This window comes from Streptomyces sp. WZ-12 (genome assembly GCF_028898845.1).
Classification (GTDB): Bacteria; Actinomycetota; Actinomycetes; order Streptomycetales; family Streptomycetaceae; genus Streptomyces.
This window is the reverse complement of record NZ_CP118574.1, coordinates 5280119-5296076: the sequence shown is the minus strand read 5'-3', so window position 1 is coordinate 5296076 and position 15958 is coordinate 5280119. Positions and strand designations below refer to the sequence as shown.

At 74.0% G+C, this 15958-nt stretch carries 13 protein-coding genes; 9 read left to right on the top strand and 4 right to left on the bottom strand.

Going from position 1 to position 15958, the window contains the following annotated elements; genetic code table 11:
- Nucleotides 1-145 precede the first annotated feature (145 nt).
- Nucleotides 146-661: a large conductance mechanosensitive channel protein MscL gene (gene mscL / locus PV796_RS22990; RefSeq protein ID WP_274915229.1), complete on the top strand. Its 516-nt coding sequence runs from the start codon at nt 146-148 to the stop codon at nt 659-661.
- 39 nt (nt 662-700) lie between these two features.
- Here mscL and PV796_RS22985 read toward each other — a convergent pair whose 3' ends face one another.
- On the bottom strand, nt 701-1156 hold the full coding sequence (locus PV796_RS22985) for a hypothetical protein (RefSeq protein WP_274915228.1): 456 nt from the start codon (nt 1154-1156) through the stop codon (nt 701-703).
- 847 nt (nt 1157-2003) lie between these two features.
- Nucleotides 2004-2492: an AMP-binding protein gene (locus tag PV796_RS22980; protein WP_274915227.1), complete on the bottom strand. Its 489-nt coding sequence runs from the start codon at nt 2490-2492 to the stop codon at nt 2004-2006.
- A gap of 360 nt (nt 2493-2852) precedes the next feature.
- Between PV796_RS22980 and PV796_RS22975 the strand changes: the two genes are divergently transcribed.
- Nucleotides 2853-4250 carry an MFS transporter gene (locus PV796_RS22975; protein ID WP_274915226.1) on the top strand — a complete coding sequence of 466 codons (1398 nt, stop codon included), beginning with the start codon at nt 2853-2855 and terminating at the stop codon, nt 4248-4250.
- 71 nt (nt 4251-4321) lie between these two features.
- Here the strand turns inward: PV796_RS22975 and PV796_RS22970 are convergent, their stop codons facing one another.
- Nucleotides 4322-5791 (bottom strand): MBL fold metallo-hydrolase, encoded by a 1470-nt coding sequence (locus PV796_RS22970; protein ID WP_274919186.1) that lies wholly within the window; start codon nt 5789-5791, stop codon nt 4322-4324.
- Between the two features lie 225 nt (nt 5792-6016).
- On the opposite strand from PV796_RS22970, the gene PV796_RS22965 reads away from it, so the two are divergent.
- The 3 genes from PV796_RS22965 to PV796_RS22955 all read left to right on the top strand — a co-directional run bounded on the left by PV796_RS22965 (nt 6017) and on the right by PV796_RS22955 (nt 9304).
- Nucleotides 6017-6916 carry a UTRA domain-containing protein gene (locus tag PV796_RS22965; protein WP_274915225.1) on the top strand — a complete coding sequence of 300 codons (900 nt, stop codon included), beginning with the start codon at nt 6017-6019 and terminating at the stop codon, nt 6914-6916.
- 9 nt (nt 6917-6925) lie between these two features.
- The gene (locus PV796_RS22960; protein WP_274915224.1) at nt 6926-7867 is read left to right on the top strand and encodes a sulfite exporter TauE/SafE family protein; all 942 of its coding nucleotides are present in this window, start codon (nt 6926-6928) and stop codon (nt 7865-7867) included.
- Between the two features lie 198 nt (nt 7868-8065).
- Nucleotides 8066-9304, top strand: a complete 1239-nt coding sequence (locus PV796_RS22955; protein WP_274915223.1) for an NAD(P)/FAD-dependent oxidoreductase — start codon at nt 8066-8068, stop codon at nt 9302-9304.
- A 240-nt stretch (nt 9305-9544) separates the two neighbouring features.
- On the opposite strand, the gene PV796_RS22950 is transcribed toward PV796_RS22955, so the two are convergent.
- The gene (locus PV796_RS22950; protein WP_274915222.1) at nt 9545-10807 is read right to left on the bottom strand and encodes an amidohydrolase; all 1263 of its coding nucleotides are present in this window, start codon (nt 10805-10807) and stop codon (nt 9545-9547) included.
- 249 nt (nt 10808-11056) lie between these two features.
- Here PV796_RS22950 and PV796_RS22945 point away from each other — a divergent pair, with 249 nt between their 5' ends.
- The 4 genes from PV796_RS22945 (at nt 11057) to PV796_RS22930 (ending at nt 15847) form a co-directional block, all read left to right on the top strand.
- The gene (locus PV796_RS22945; RefSeq protein WP_274915221.1) at nt 11057-12088 is read left to right on the top strand and encodes a methyltransferase; all 1032 of its coding nucleotides are present in this window, start codon (nt 11057-11059) and stop codon (nt 12086-12088) included.
- Between the two features lie 172 nt (nt 12089-12260).
- Nucleotides 12261-13409, top strand: coding sequence for a low temperature requirement protein A (locus PV796_RS22940; protein WP_274915220.1), 1149 nt, complete (start codon nt 12261-12263; stop codon nt 13407-13409).
- A 463-nt stretch (nt 13410-13872) separates the two neighbouring features.
- The gene (locus PV796_RS22935; RefSeq protein WP_274915219.1) at nt 13873-14688 is read left to right on the top strand and encodes a L,D-transpeptidase family protein; all 816 of its coding nucleotides are present in this window, start codon (nt 13873-13875) and stop codon (nt 14686-14688) included.
- A 28-nt stretch (nt 14689-14716) separates the two neighbouring features.
- The gene (locus PV796_RS22930) at nt 14717-15847 is read left to right on the top strand and encodes a P1 family peptidase (RefSeq protein ID WP_274915218.1); all 1131 of its coding nucleotides are present in this window, start codon (nt 14717-14719) and stop codon (nt 15845-15847) included.
- The last annotated feature ends 111 nt before the right edge of the window (nt 15848-15958 follow it).

Genomic DNA, 15958 nt, shown 5'->3' with positions numbered 1-15958 from the left:
CCTGCCCGGGCGGTTATCCGCACTGGTGCACTGGTCAATCGCCGGTTCGGGCTGGGTGATTGGACAGCTCCGCCCCGCCCTGTCGTAAGTTGCGGTGCTGATTGTCGGTGCACCGTCCAGAGCGAGCGTGGAAAGAGGCTGTTAGGTGAGCGAGAAGAAGAGCGTCATCCAGGGATTCAAGGAATTCCTGATGCGCGGCAACGTCATCGAACTGGCGGTGGCGGTCGTCGTCGGTGCGGCGTTCACCAACATCGTCAACGCGGTGGTCAAGGGCGTCATCAACCCGATCGTCGGTGCCTTCGGCTCGCAGAACCTCGACAACTACCAGACCTGCATCAGCGCCGCGTGCACGGTGGACAAGAAGACCGGCCACTACGCGGACGGCATCTACGTCCTGTGGGGTTCGGTGCTCAGCGCGGCGCTGACGTTCCTGATCACCGCGGCGGTCGTCTACTTCCTCATGATCCTGCCCATGAACAAGTGGAAGGCCCGCCAGGACGCCAAGAAGGCGACCGAGGAGAAGCCGGCGGCCCCGACCGAGATCGAGTTGCTCACCGAGATCCGCGACGCGCTGATCGCCCAGCGCAACGGCGGCTCCGCCGACCCGACTGCGGCCTCCGCGGCCGCGGCGGCCATCATCACGCAGAAGTCCCAGCAGTAGCGGGCGCTCCGGCCGGTTCACGCCGCCCCATCGCCTCGCTCAGAGGTGGTGGGGCGGCTTTTCGTCGAGGAAGCGGGCGAGATCGGCGGCGCCGCCCGTGGCGGTGGGGCGCTCGCCCCAGCCGCGGTCCGTGTCGTCCGAGGACCGCTGGCTCAACGGGTCGTCGAAGATCAGCGCGGCGGCGCTCCGGGGGTCGGGACGGCGACGGTCGGGGGTGGGCGCGGAGGCGGCCTTCCCGCGGGGTGCGTCCTTCGACGTTGTGCCCTGGGGCTCTGCCCCTCCGGAACGGGCGTCCTCGGGGGAGGTGGCCTCCGGGGTTGTCTCTGTCGTCGCCGCCGTGGTGTTCGGCACGGGAGAGGCGGGGGCCGAGGGCGCGGCGGGCGCCGGCGTGTGGGGCTCGGGCGCCGCGGATGCGTCTCGGGGTTCTCGGGTGGCCCCGGCGGTCGAGTCGGTCTCGGGACCGGGCTCGGGCTGGGGCTCGGGCTTGGTGCTCACCCCTTCAGGGTACGGGCGGGCCCGGCGGCCGCCCGGCGCGCTAGCTGCTCCAGCTCCCGTTCTGGTGGGTGGGTATCGGGTGCGGGCGTTGGGCGTCCTGCGGTCGCGTGGGCGGTCCGTGCTCGGCACGCCCCTGCCCGAGCGGCCACCCACGATCGGAACCGGGGAGGGGGCGGGGGCGGGGGTGGTGATCGCGGGCTCTGCGCTTCGGCATGGCGACCTGGCCTCCGTACGGGGTCGGGAAGGCCCACGCTAGGAGCGCCCGGGGTCACGAGCCCGTTGTGCGGGGCATCGGGGTGTGCGGGCGGGGTGGTGCGGTGGTCCTGTACCGAGGGGTGCGGTGGTCCTTGCCCCCGAAGGTGCGGTGGCACTGTGCGGAAGTGCGGTGTCCCTGTTCTCAAGGGTGCGGTGGCCCGCTTCCCCTCCGTGCCGGGGCCCTCTTCCCCCCTCCGTCCGGTGGCAGTGAGCCCCTGGAGGGGGCGGGGGGGGGGGGGGGGAGGGGGGAGGGGGGAGGGGGGAGGGGAAGGGAGCGAGTGGGGGGTGAGTCGCGGCGTGGCCGTGATCGCCGTCGTCGCCGTCCGATGCTGGTCGCCGTCGCCGTCCGATGCCGGTCGCGGTCGCCGTCCGATACGGGTCGCCGTCGCCATCCAGTGCGGGTCGCCGTCCCGTCTGGAGAGACACGTCCAAGGGCGTCGGATCCGGAGGCGTCGGATCCGGAGGCGTCGGGTCCGGAGGACGTCGGGTTCGAAGGCGTCGCGTCCGGAGGGTGTCGCGTCCGGAGGGCGTCGCGTTCGCGGGAGGTAGGGGCCGCGGGAGGTAGGGGCCGCGGGCGGCGTGGTCGGGTGGGTCAGTCGGTGGCGAGGGCCTCGTGCCACCACGTGTCGCGGCCGGGCTTCCAGGAGATCGGGCGGGAGCAGCGGTTCACCACCAGGACGGTGTGCGGCAGTTTGCCGCCGGCGGCGGCGCCCCGCGCCAGCGCGTGGTCCAGTACCGGCTTCACCGGGCGCACGGAGCCGTCCCAGAATGCCGCGTCCGCCGTGATCAGCACTTGGAACTCCGACTCCCGCAGGCGCGCGGCGAGTTCGGGGACGGTCAGCGAGACCGGGAGCGTGGTGCGTATCGCGTCCAGCCGGCCGCAGGCCAGGGTGACGATCACCGACTCGGGCACCAGGGGCAGGTGGACCGCGACGCGGTCGCCGGCCCGCACCCCGCAGCGGGTGAGCGCGGCGGCCGCCCGTTCGGCCTGTTCCAGGAGCATGCCGTGCGTCAACTCCTCCAGACGGCCCGGCTCCCCGCTCCAGGTGAGGGCGACCTGCGACGCATCCGGCTCTTGCACTTCTCGGGCGTCTTCTGCATGCTCTGAGATCACACGGCGCAACATGCGCATCAGCATGGAGTTCAGCGATCAACGAATGCTGAACGACCGCTGTACGGGGCCGCGATGGCCATGATCGTACGGCGGCTCTACGGGGCCGGCGCCGGCCCCTTCCTCTCACCCCGCGACGGCTGACGCGACGGGTTCTCGCCTCTTCCTGCCCCGGTCCGGTGCGCTTCATCCCTCCCTCTCCAGCTTTCTTTCTCTTCCTTTTCGTTCCTTCATTTCCGAATTTTTCTGTTCGCCCGCTTGCTGGCTTGCTGACTTGCCGGCTTTGGGGTGCTTGCCCTTGCGGGCGCGTGAGAGGTGGTGGCCGGGCTTATGTCCGTGACGGCGGATAACAGGCTTTCTGAGCGCGGGAGTTGGGCGCAGCGCGCGTTGGGGGCGGGGGCCTTCTGTGTGCAGTTGGACTCGTTCGCACTGAATCCGGCGTTGCCGGTGGTGCGGGCCGAGTTGCCGGGGGACGCGGCCGCGGCGCCGTGGGTGGTCAGCGGGTATCTGCTCGCCGCCGGGGCACTGATGCCGCTGGCCGGGCGGTTGGCCGACCTGTACGGGCGGCGGCGGATGCTGGCCCTCGGGGCGGCGCTGTTCGGGGTGGGCTCCGCGCTGTGCGGGCTGGCGCCGTCGCTGTCGTTCCTGGTGGCGGCGCGGGTGGTGCAGGGCGCGGGCGGCGCGTTGATCATGCCCGCCGGGCTGGCGTTGCTCACCAACGCCTGTCCGCCGGGGCGGGCGCGGCGGGCGACCGGGCGGGCCCTGGGGTTGGCCGGACTGGCCACGGTGTGCGGCCCGTTCCTCGGTGGCGCGCTGGCCCAATCGGCTTCCTGGCGGGCCGTGTTCTGGCTGACGGTGCCGCTGGCCGGGGTCACGGTGTGGTGTGCGCGCCGGGCGGACGAGTCGCGGGACGCGGCCGCCGCGGGGCAGCCGCTCGACGTGACCGGGGCGGTGACGGGGACGGGCGCCCTGGTGTGCCTGGCGCGTTGGCTGGAACACGCCGCGGGGGTTGGGTGGTTGGTGGGTGCGGTGCTGTTGGGCGGGCTGTTCGTGCGGGCCGAGCGGCGGGCTCCGGCGCCGCTGGTGGATCTCGCGCTGTTCCGCAACCTCCCCTACGTGACGCTGACCGCCGCCGGGGCGGTCGCCAACGCGGCCACGGTGGCGCTGCTGTACGTACTGCCGTGGACGTGGCAACAGGGGCGCGGGTGGCCGGTGTTGGCGGCGGGGGTGGCGTTTCTGGCGCCGGCGGCGGCGCTGGCCGTCGGGGGGCCGGTGGCCGGGCGGGTGCGGTCCGGGGCGGCCGTGGCGGTGATGGCGGTGTGCCTGGCCGTTGCCGGGGGCGGGTTGTGGGCCACCGGGGTCGTTGCGGGGGCGCCGGGCCTGCTGGTGGCGTCGACGGGGGCCGCGGCGGCGCTGGGCGTGGCGGGCGGACTGGCGCTCACCGGGACCCAGGCGGTGGTCCGGCGCGAACGTGCCGGGGCAGCCTCGGGGTTGACCAAGTCCGTGCTGACGATGACGGCGGGTTTGGGGTTGGGGTTTGCCCTTACGGGGGCGGAGGCGGGGGCTGGTCTTGCCTCGTCGGCCACTGCCGGGGCGAGCGGTGGCGGGCTACCGTCGCTGGTGGTGCCGGCGGTGGGGTGCGTGGTGGGGGCGGGGTTGACGGTGATGGTGGCGGGGTGGGGGTGGTTTCGGCGCGAGCGCGAGCGTGGGCGTGGGGTCGGAGGGTGACGCGGGGAGGGCTGGCTGGTGAGGCTGGTGTGACGGATTGAGCGTGTGGGGCCGCCAGCCCTCCCCCGGTGTCAGCGGGCCGTCGCCAGTTCCGCGTAGCCGCCGGAGACGTCGCTGACCTGGTCGAAGCCGTGTGCCTCCAGGAGGGCCGCGGCGATCATCGAGCGGTTGCCGCTGCGGCAGTAGAGGATGACCGGGCGGGCCGGGTCGAGTTCGTCGATCCGGTCGGCGAGCGCGGCCAGCGGGATGTTGCGGGCGCCGGGGAGGGCGCCCGCGGCGAACTCGGCCGGATTGCGGACGTCGATCAACTGGCCTCCGTCGACGGGGTCGTGGGGGTCCAGGGGCAGCCGCGGGAGCAGGTCGGGCAGGCTCAGCCGGTGGCTGCGGCGGGCGAGTTCCGGGGCGGCGGCCAGTGCCGCGGCCGGGTCGGGCAGGTGGCCGAGGACCTGGTCGTAGCCGATCCGGGCGAGGCGGAGACGGGCCTCGCGTTCGGTGCCCGGGTCGGTGAGCAGGACGATCGGGGTGCCGGGGGCCACCACACTGCCGGCGTACTCCGCGAACCGGGTGTCCAGGCTGGTGTGCAGGGAGCCGGCGAGGTGGGCGCGGGCGTAGGCGTCGACCGGGCGGCAGTCGAGCAGGGCGGCGCCCCGCTCGTCGCGGGCGGCCAGGGCCTCGTCCAGGGTGAGCGGGGCGGGTGGCGCCGTGTCCCGTAGGGGGTGGCCGTCCCGGTTGAGGGCCGCGTCGTGGGCGAAGTAGCCGGGGGCGACGGGCTGTTCGGCGGTGACGAGCCGGACGAAGGCGTCCTCGGTCATGGGCTGCAGCGCGTAGTTGAGACGGCGCTGGTCACCGATGGTGGAGCTGGTCTCGGTGGAGATGCTGCGGCCGCAGGCCGAACCTGCGCCGTGTGCGGGAAAGATCCGGGTCGCGTCCGGGAGGGTGAGCAGTTTGGTGTGCAGGGAGCGGTAGAGACGGGCGGCCATGCCCTGGGGGGAGTGGCCGGCCGCGGAGAGCAGGTCGGGGCGGCCGACGTCGCCGACGAAGAGGGTGTCGCCGGTCAGGACGCCGAACGGGACGTCGTCTTCGGGGTTTTCCCGGATGGCCAGGCAGATGGATTCCAGGGTGTGGCCGGGGGTGGCGAGGACGGTGAGGGTCACTCCGGAGGCGGCGGGCAGGGTGTGTGCCCCCTGGGAGTGCGCGGTGGACGGCGTGCCCAACGGGGCGTCGTCGGCTGCCTGTTCGGCGCCCAGGAAGAGGCGTTCGCCATCGTGTAACCGGCGGATGGGGAAGCCGGTTTCGGCGGCCGCGCCGAAGGCGATCTCGGCGCCGGTGGCCCGGGCCACCTCCAGGTGCCCGGAGAGGAAGTCGGCGTGGATGTGCGTCTCGATGACGAGTTCGATGCGCAGGCCGGCCGCCTCGGCATCGGCCAGGTACTCGTCGACGTCGCGGCGCGGGTCGACGAGGACGGCGCGTCCGGAGTTCTGATCGCCGATCAGGTACGACGCCTGGGAGAGGCAGTCGAGGTAGTACTGCGCGAAGTGCACGGTCGGGCCTCCAGGGGTGCGCGGCGCCCGGGCGGGGTCGGTCCGCTCGGGCCGGAGCATGGGCGGCTGAATGCCCCGTGCAGACCGCTCTGTTGTGCGGATGCACGGATGTACGTACATTAAGGAGCCGGCTGGCGGGGGAACAAGCCGGCCCCCTCTCCAGGCCGGACGAGGACCGGATACCGGCCGCAGGACCAGAGGGACGCGAAGGATGCGAGGACTGACATGACGCCGCCTCAGCCGGGGCCGCCGGGCGCGCGCGGCCGCCGGACGCCAGACGGTGCGGACGGCGGCCAGGGTGACCCCGGTCCCCGTGATCCCGGTCACCGCGGCCACGAGCCCCAACCGGGGCACGGGCCGCGCCCGTTGGACCGTGGTTCCCCGCTGCCCCTGTGGGCGCAGCTCCTGGACGATCTGCGCCGCCGGATGGAAGCCGGCGCGTTCACCGAGGAGTTCCCGGCCGAGCACCGGCTGACGGGCGAGTACGAGGTGAGCCGACACACCGTGCGGGAGGCGCTGCGCAAGCTGCGCGCCGACGGCCTGGTGATCGCCGAACGCGGCCGCGCCAGCCGCCTCGACACCCGCCGCATACAGCAGCCGCTCGGCTCCCTCTACAGCCTCTTCCGCGACCTGGAGGCACAGGGCGTGGAGCAGCGCAGCGAGGTGCTGCGGCTGGAGCGGACCGCGGACGCGACGGTCGCCGGCCACCTGGGACTGGTCCCGGACGCGCCGCTGGTCGTCCTGGAGCGGCTGCGGCTCGCGGACGGCGAACCGCTCGCCCACGACACCGCCTACCTCCCGGCCGACCTCGCCGGACCGCTGCTGGACGCGGACTTCGGGCACACCTCCCTCTACGCCGAACTGGCGCGGCGCTGCGCGGTGAAGGTCTCCGGCGGGCGGGAGCGGATCGCTCCGTTCCTGCCGGACATCCGGCAGGCGTGGCTGCTCGGACTGGCCGACCGCGAGGCGGCGTTCGCCATCGAACGGATCGGGCGGGCCGGGCAGCGGTCGGTGGAGTGGCGCGAGACGGTGGTCCGGGGCGACCGCTTCGCGTTCGTCGCCGAGTGGTCCGACGCCAGCCGGGCCGTCGCCCTCGCGCCGCGGGCCGCGGCGCCGACCGCCTAACGGGCCGCCGTGACCGTCCTCTTAGCCGCGACGGCGCTGCCCTGCGGGCTGGTGATCGGCCTCCTGCTGGGCGCGCTCGGCGGCGGCGGTTCGATACTCGCGGTGCCGGCACTGGTCTACCTGATGGGGCAGTCCCCACACGGGGCGACCGCGGGCGCCCTGGTGGTGGTCGCGGTCGGCGCCGTCGGCGGCCTCCTCTGTCACGCCCGCGCGGGCCGGGTCCGTTGGGTCGCCGGAACGACGTTCGGCGCCCTGGGGACGGCCGGCAGCTACCTCGGCTCCCGTTGGAGCGCCACCCTGAACGCCGACGTCCTGATGGCGGCGTTCTCGGGGCTGATGCTGGTGGTGGCAGCGGGGATGCTGTGGCGGGGCGGCGCGGGCTTGCGCCGGTCTCGGGGAGGGACGGAGGCGAGGACGGCGGCGGTGGGCTCCGTGGAGCCGGTGCCTTTGGTGTCCCAGGGGGAGCATGCGGCGCCCGAGGGCGCCTCCATCCCCGAGGTCCGCGCGGGGTCGCCCAACTCCCCCTCCCGCGCGCCCTCATGGCCGCGCCGGGCGCGGACCGGCCCTGACCCGACGCGCCGCGCACGGCCGCTGCGGACCGTCGTGACCGCCTCGTCCGTGGGGCTGCTCACCGGGTTCTTCGGGGTGGGCGGGGGCTTCGTCGTCGTACCGGCCCTCACCCTCGTCCTCGGCCTGGAGATGCCGGTCGCGGTCGGCACCTCGCTCCTGGTGATACTGATCAACTCCGCGGCCGCGCTGGCCACTCGGGCCGGCACCGGCTCGCTGGACTGGCCCCTGCTCGCCACCCTGGCGGCCTGCGCCGCGGTCGGCAGCCAACTCGGCAACCGCCTCGCGGGCCGCCTGCGCCCGCAGACCCTCACCGCCTCCTTCGCCGTCCTGGTCACCGTCCTGGCCCTGGCGATGGCGGCCGCCACACTGCCCGATCTCTAGCGCCCCGGCGCCCGTATGCCCGGGCCCCGCACCCACCGGGAGCCCACAACTCAACAGCAGACAGACCGACAGCCGACGGGTCAACGGGCGAGGGACCAACAGCCCACCCGCCAACGGCCAATGGCCCGTAGTGCGCCGGGCCGATCCCCGTCTACACATTGACCACCCCCGTAAACCCCCGACCGACAGGAGACACGCATGACCCGGCCCGCAGCCGACGCGGACCCCGCGCCCGCCACCGCCCCCGTACACCACCAGGTCCTGATCGTCGGCGGAGGCACCGCGGGCATCACCGTCGCCGCCCGGTTGCGCCGCGCCGGCGTCCGGGACGTGGCACTGCTGGAGCCCGCGGAGACGCACTGGTACCAGCCGCTGTGGACCCTGGTCGGCGGCGGTCAGGCGCCGCTGCGGGCCGCGCTGCGCCCCGAGGCCGAGGTCATCCCGCCCGGCGTGCGCTGGCTGCGGGAGCGGGCCACCGCCGTCGACCCCGCGGCCCGTACGGTGACCACCGCCACCGGCCGGGTGTTCTCCTACGGGCGGTTGGTGCTGGCGCCCGGTCTGAGCCTGGACTGGGACGGCGTGCCGGGGCTGGCGTCGGCCGTCGGCCACGACGGGGTGAGCAGCAACTACCGGGCCGATCTCGCCCCGTACACCTGGGACCTGATCCGGCGGATGCGGCGCGGCACGGCCGTGTTCACCATGCCGTCGGGGCCGGTCAAGTGCGGTGGCGCGCCGCAGAAGATCGCGTATCTGGCGGCCGACCACTGGCGCAAGCGCGGCGTGCTGGGCGCCATCCGGACCGTTCTCGTCCTCCCGGAGCCGACGCTCTTCAAGGTGCCGGTCTTCGCCCGGGCCCTGGAGCAGACCGCCCGCCGCTACGGCATAGAGGTGCGGCTGCAGTCCGAACTGACCCGTCTGGACGGCCCGGAGCGCACGGCCGTCCTCACCGACCACACCACCGGCAACACCGAGACGCTCCGCTACGACATGCTCCACGCGGTACCGCCGCAACGCGCCCCGCAGTGGCTCGCCGACGGCCCGCTCGCCGCCCCCGACTCCCCCTACGGGTACGTCAAGACGCACCCGCACACCCTCCAAAACCCTGATTTCCCCGAGGTGTTCGCCCTGGGGGACGTGGCACACCTCCCCACGTCCAAGACGGGCGCCGCGGTCCGCAAGCAGGCCCCGGTGGTCGTCGCCAACCTCCTGGCCGGTCTCCGCGGCCACCCCGCCGCGGCCCGCTACGACGGCTACACCTCCTGCCCGTTGGTCACCGCCCGGCACAAGATGCTGCTGGCCGAGTTCGACTACGACCTCCGGCCCACCCCCTCGTTCCCCTTCATCGACACCACCAAGGAACGCACCGACATGTGGTTCCTCAAGCGCTACGGCCTGCCGCGGATGTACTTCCAGGGGATGTTGAAGGGTCGGGCGTAGGGGAAACGCAAGCGGCCGCGGACGGGCTCAGGCGGACACAGCCGTTGGCGGTTGCTTCCCCTGCGCCTGTTGGCCGTTGGCCGTTCACCGTTGGCCCCTGCCAGCCGGCGGGGGGCGGCTGGTCTCAGCCGCGAACTCCTGCGGTGACGCACCCGGCCCCACCGATGCTGGGCCTTCCCCCAGGGGCAAGGTCAACGCACCGCGGGCATCCGCCCAACGGGCCGGAGGGGCCGCCCCCACCTACCGCCCCTCCATCCCGCCCAACCGGCTCAGCGCCCCCACCACCATCGCCTGCACGCCCGTGGTGAGCGTCGGCCGGACGACCGGTACGAAGTGGGGCGAGTGGTTGGAGGGGATGTCCTGGGCCAGCCGCCCGGCGGCCAGCGCCGTGCGGAACTCCGCCGGATCCCAACCGCCCAGCCACCAGTAGTACAGCGGCGCCTTCGCGGCCGTCGCCAGCAGCCCGGCGTCCTCGCTGCCCGTCGCCGGCTCGTACCGGAACACCCGCTCAGGACCGAAGAACCGCGTGAAGTCCGCGTTGACGCCCTCCAGTACGGCCGCGTCGTTGACGGTCACCGGGAAGGAGTCGAGGGCCTTCGTCTCCGGTTCCCGCGGTGCGCCGGACGCGGCCGCCTCGGCCCGGGCGATCCGGTCGATGCCGGCCAGCACGGCGGTGCGCACGTTCGGGTCGAAGCTGCGGACGCTGACCCGTAGGACGGCGCGGTCCGGGATGACGTTGGCGCTGCTCCCGGCGTGGAACGAGCCGACCGTGACCACCACCTGGTCCTTCGCCGCGGTCTCCCGCGCGACCACCGACTGCACCCGCTGCACGAACGCCGAGGCCATCAGGACCGGGTCCACCGTCGTCTCCGGCCGCGACCCGTGGCCGCCCGTTCCGTGGAAGGTGATCTCCAGGCTGTCCGCTGCGGCCATGCACGCGCCCGGACAGTAGACGATCGACCCCGCGCCGAACGGGGCGACATGCTGCGCCAGCACCACATCGGGCGTGGGCACCAGGCCCTTGCCGTAGAGGCCGTCGTCGAGCATGGCCCGGGCACCGCTGCCGGCCTCCTCGGCCGGCTGGAACAGCACCACCAGCGTCCCCGACCAGCGGTCCCGCCCCGCCGCGAGCAGGTCGGCGGCGCCCAACAGACAGGTCACATGGACGTCGTGCCCGCAGGCGTGCATCCGCCCCGGGACGGTGGACGCGTACGGCACGTCCGCGCTCTCGTTCACCGGCAGCGCGTCCATGTCGGCGCGCAGCAGCACCACGGGGCCGGGGCCGTTGCGCAGTACCCCGGTGACGCCGGTGCCGCCGATGCCGGTGGTCACGTCGTAGCCGTGCGCGGTCAGCCGGCGAGCCACCTCGGCGGCCGTGCGGGTCTCCTGGAAGGCGAGTTCGGGGTGGCGGTGGAGGTCTTCGTAGAGCGCCACGAGGTCCGCGAGGCGGGCGTCGAGCGGTTCCAGGACGGACGCGGGGAAGGAGTTGTCGCTGTCGCTCATGGGCGCATTCGACCATGCCCGGCGGCCGCCGTCTGCCCCTTGGCACACCCGCGTCGGCCCGCCCGTTCGGCCACCCGTCGAGGGGCCGCCCACCACGGGAACTCCGCGCCCGCGCTGGCCGGTACGCACCGGTCCGGTGCCCCTCCCCCCGTGACACCACCACCCCGCGACTGCAACCGTGGATCACCGTGAACCGTGCCGCGCCCGCGACGTGGCGCGGGCGCCCAAGCCGACGACCGGAGGCTGACGTTGGCCACTTCTCCCACCCGACCGGCGGACGAGTCCGGCGACCTCGCGACCCGCCTCATGGACCAGGCCATGGGGCACCTCTTCTCCGCCGCGCTGCGCGCCGCCGCCCACTACCGCATCGCCGACCAGCTCGCCGCCGGCCCGCGCACCCCCGAGCAACTGGCCGTCGCCACCGACACCCACGCCCCGCACCTGCGCCGCGTCCTGCGCTACCTCGCCGCCCGCGGCCTCTTCCGCGAGGACGCCTCCGGCGCCTACCAACTGACGCCGGCCGCCCAGCAGCTCCGCACCGACGTGCCGGACTCGCTCCACCCGGCCGTCATGATGCTCACCGACGAGCTGTTCCTGCGGACCTCCGCCGGCCTGACCGAGGCGGTGCGGCACGGCGGCGCCGCCTTCGAGCGCCTCTTCGGCGCGCCGCTCTTCGCGCACCTGGAGTCGGATCCGGCCAAGCGGAAGCTCTTCGACGACGGGATGGCGTCGCTGGCCGCCCCGGTGGACGACGCGGTGGCCGCCGCCTACCCCTTCCCCGCGACCGGCACCGTCGTCGACGTCGGCGGCGGCCGCGGCGGGCTGCTGCGCGCCGTGCTCCGCCGCCACCCCGCCCTCACCGGCGTCCTCTTCGACCTGGCCCCGCCACTGGTCCACCACCTGTTGGAGACCGACGACCTGAAGGGCCGCTGGCGCGTCCAGGAGGGCGACTTCTTCGCGGCGGTCCCGGAGGGCGGCGATGTCTACGTCCTCAAACACGTCCTGCACGACTGGCCGGACGACGCCTGCCGCCGCATCCTGCGCACCTGCCGCGCGGCGATGGCGGACGGCCGCCGTCTCCTGGTCGTCGACTGCGTGCTGCCGCCCGGCAACGCGCCGCACTTCGGCAAGACGATGGACGTCGCCATGCTGGCCGTCCTCGACGGGCAGGAGCGCAACGCCGACGAGTTCGCCGCGCTGCTGTCGGCCGGCGGCTTCCGCCTGACGCGGGTGCTGCCGACGCCGAGCATCCCCTCCATCATGGAGGCCGTCGCCGACTAGTCGCCCCCGCCGTCGAGTTGGCCGCCCCGCGCCACCACCCCGCCCCATGCTCCGCCCCCGGCCGCGCGACACGCCGCACGGGCAGTGCCCCCGGCGCCCCTGCCCGCGCGCTCTACTGAGGGCCCATCCCCCGTGGCCGACGAGAGGGGCGCACGCCACCGTGCCGGTTCTGATGCACGCGCGCAGCCGTGACGAGGCGCACCGCGCCGCCACCCCGCTGGAGCTGTTCTTCGACCTCTGCTTCGTCGTGGCCGTCGCCCAGGCCGGCCGCCAACTGGTGCACGCCCTGGCCGAGGGCCACCCGGGGCACGGCATCGCCGGCTATCTGATGCTGTTCTTCGCCGTGTGGTGGGCCTGGGTCAACTTCAGTTGGTTCTCGTCGGCGTACGACACGGACGACTGGCTGTACCGCGTGGTGACGCTCGTTCAGATCGCCGGTGTGCTGATCCTGGCCGCGGGCGTGCCCCGGGCCTTCACCGCCGGCGACTTCCGCATCGTGTGGTTCGGGTACCTGGTGATGCGGCTGGCCCTGGTCAGCCAGTGGCTGCGGGCCGCGCACGGCACCCGGGGCGCCGAGCGCCGCACCGCCCTCCGTTACGCCCTCGGTGTGACCCTCTGCCAGGTCGGTTGGCTGGCCCTGGTGTTCCTGCCGTCGGCGGACGCCCCGTGGGTGTTCGTCGTGATGGGGGTGCTGGAGCTGTCGGTCCCGGCGCTCGCCGAGCGCGAGCGCCAGACGAGCTGGCATCCGCACCACATCGCCGAGCGCTACGGCCTGTTCACCATCATCGTGCTGGGCGAGACGGTCTCCGCGGCGACCGTGGCCGTGCAGTCGGCACTCGACGAGCACCACGACCTCGGCACCCTGCTGCCGATCGCGGCCGGCGGCCTGCTGCTGGTCTTCGCCGCGTACTGGATCTACTTCGCGGTCCCCATCCACCTCCACCTCCGCTCCAACCGGCAGGCGTTCCTGTGGGGCTACGGCCACTACCTGGTCTTCGGCTCGGCCGCGGCGGTCGGCGCGGGGATCGAGATCGCGGTGGAGCAGTCGGCCGGGCGGACGCACCTCTCGACGTACGCGGCGGCGGCCTGCTTCACGGTGCCGGGCGCGCTCTACATGTTCACGGTGTGGCTGATCCACTCCCGCCACCAGAAGCGCGGCCTGGCCCAGCAACTGGTGCTGCCGGTGTCCGCCGCGCTCGTCCTGCTGTGCACGTTCGCGGGGGACGCGGCGGTCCCGGCGGCGGGCGTGGTGGCGGCGTTGACGGTCGCGATGGGCGTCACCCTGACGGCCCGCCAGGGCACCGCTCTGGAGGAGGAGTAGCAACCGCCGGTCGGCCCATCCCGGTTACGGACGCGAGGAGTGCACGGGCCGCGCCCCGTCCCCCGTAAGCGTGCCGAACGACCGTACGCGACCCGCCCCGACCACCCGAAAGAGCCGCGACGGGGAACGGCCGACTCCGGCCCCGCCACCGAGGGCCGACCACGCAACTCCACTCACCTACACGGGACTTGGGGCACATTCCGGCCAACTTTGCCCGACAACACCAGCCTCTCCACGCCACTCACCACCCCCGCCCGCACGGCCAATCCCCGCATTCCCCTACCAAAGGTCACCCCGGTGTGCGGCGTCATCCTCATGCCCTCTACCGTTCACCACAATCCGCGGAAGCGGCCTCGCGGGAACGAGGTAGGGTGCAGATTGCCCTTTTTATGCCTGGAGGCTCTGCGGACCCCGCAGTTGCTCACGGGCCGTCCATCCGTCCGTACCTGAGGAGACGCCAGACATGGCAGCCCGCCACGCTCAGTCCCGTGCGCGCAGGAGACTGTCCCGGCGCAGCAAGGCCGTCAGCGGTCTCGCCCTCTCCACGCTCGTCGGCACCGCCCTGTGGGCATGGCCGGCTTCGGGCGACGACCACAGCGGCCGACCGGACGCCAAGAGCGGCACGCCCCGGACGGTGTCCAGCCCGAACACCCCCGCGCCGCACCAGGCCGCGCAGGAGACCGCCCGCGGCCTGCGCGCCATCCCGGACCTCAGCGACGCCGCCCGCAAGCGCATACCGGCCAACGCCCGCCAGGTCCTGGTCGTCACCGGCAAGAACCCCGACTCGTACGACTCACGCGTCGTCCTCTACACCCGCGAGGACGGCTCGGACCTGTGGGAGCCCGGCCCCACCTGGGCCGCGCACAACGCCGCCCACGGGTGGACCACCCGCCACCACTACGGCGACCTGCGCTCCCCCGAGGGCGTCTACACCCTCACCGACGCCGGCGGCCGGCTGCCCGCCCCGGGGGGCACCAAGCTGCCCTACGACCACAACAGCAGCTTCGTCGCCCATGGCACCGGCGTCGAGGGCGAACCGCTGGCCGGCGCCTTCGACTACGTCATCGCCATCAACTACAACCGTGTCCCGGGCACCTCCCCGTTGGACGGCCAGCGCCCCCTCGGCGACGAAAAGGGCGGCGGCGTCTGGCTGCACGTCGACCACGACGGCCCCACGCAGGGCTGCGTCAGCCTCAAGCCCGAGGTGATGCGCGAACTGCTGCGCACCCTCGACCCGGCACTGCACCCGGTCGTCGCGATGGGCCCGGCCGGCCACTGAACGGGGCCGGCGTGGTACGCATGGCCCCATGAGTGACGCGCGGCAACACCAGCGGTCCCCGGGGGACGAGGGCACCCCTCACCCCCCGGGCCCGCACGACGCCCTGACCGACGTCCCCGGCCTGCGGGTCGGTCACGCCCAGCGCACCGACGACGGTTGGCTCACCGGCACCACCGTGGTCCTCGCCCCCGAGGGCGGCGCCGTCGCGGCGGTCGACGTGCGCGGCGGCGGCCCGGGCACCCGGGAGACCGACGCCCTCGACCCCCGCAACCTCGTCCAGCGCATCGAGGCCGTGGTGCTGACCGGCGGCTCCGCCTTCGGTCTTGACGCCGCGTCCGGTGTCGCCGCCTGGCTGGAGGAGCAGGGCCGCGGCTTCCGGGTCGGCCCCGATCCGGCCCAGGTCGTCCCCGTCGTGCCCGCCGCCGCCCTCTTCGACCTGGGCCGCGGCGGCGACTGGCGGGCCCGCCCGGACGCCGCGTTGGGCCGCGCGGCAGCCGAGGACGCCGCCCGCACCCGCCCCGGATCGCCCGTCCCTCAGGGCAACGTGGGCGCCGGAACCGGCGCGGTCTCGGGCGGCTTCAAGGGCGCCATCGGCACGGCCAGCGCCGTCCTGCCCTCCGGGATAACGGTCGCCGCGCTGGCCGCCGTCAACGCCGCAGGCTCGTTCGCCGACCCGCACACCGGCACCCTCTACGGCGCGCCCGGCCCCCTGCCCGAGCCCGAGGTCCACGCGGCCGCCCGACGCCACCTCGCGGAGGCCCGGGCGACATCCGCCGCCCGCTCCGCCGCCTCGGTGCGCCCGCCCCTCAACACCACCCTCGCGGTGGTGGCCACGGACGCCGCCCTCACCCGCGCCCAGGCCCACAAGTTGGCGGGCACCGCCCACGACGGCCTGGCCCGCGCCCTGCGGCCCGCGCACCTCCTCAACGACGGGGACACGGTCTTCGCCCTCGCCACCGGCGCCCGTCCGCTCGCCGACCTGGAGGCCCTGGCCGACCCGGCGTTCGGCGTGCACCTGGAGGCCGGCGCCCTGAACGACATCCTCGCGACCGGTGCCGACGTCCTGGCGCGAGCCATCGTCAAGGGCGCGCTCTCGGCGACCTCGGTGGACGGCCCCGGTGGCGTCTTCCCGTCCTACGCCGACCTGTACGGCTCGTGAGGGTCGCGTGAGATTCGGCTGACGTCAGCCTTCTCTAGCCTTCTCCCCTTACTCCTTACTCGCCTCCCCTGCCTCGTGCGCCGCCGCCTCCTCTTATCCGGCAACGAACGG

Excerpts from the sequence above, each read along its gene's own strand:
- PV796_RS22975 (WP_274915226.1), top strand. The coding sequence starts at position 2,853 with ATGTCCGTGACGGCGGATAACAGGCTTTCTGAGCGCGGGAGTTGGGCG.
- PV796_RS22935 (WP_274915219.1), top strand. The coding sequence starts at position 13,873 with ATGGCAGCCCGCCACGCTCAGTCCCGTGCGCGCAGGAGACTGTCCCGG.
- PV796_RS22965 (WP_274915225.1), top strand. The coding sequence starts at position 6,017 with ATGACGCCGCCTCAGCCGGGGCCGCCGGGCGCGCGCGGCCGCCGGACG.
- PV796_RS22955 (WP_274915223.1), top strand. The coding sequence starts at position 8,066 with ATGACCCGGCCCGCAGCCGACGCGGACCCCGCGCCCGCCACCGCCCCC.
- PV796_RS22940 (WP_274915220.1), top strand. The coding sequence starts at position 12,261 with ATGCACGCGCGCAGCCGTGACGAGGCGCACCGCGCCGCCACCCCGCTG.
- PV796_RS22930 (WP_274915218.1), top strand. The coding sequence starts at position 14,717 with ATGAGTGACGCGCGGCAACACCAGCGGTCCCCGGGGGACGAGGGCACC.
- PV796_RS22950 (WP_274915222.1), bottom strand. The coding sequence starts at position 10,807 with ATGAGCGACAGCGACAACTCCTTCCCCGCGTCCGTCCTGGAACCGCTC.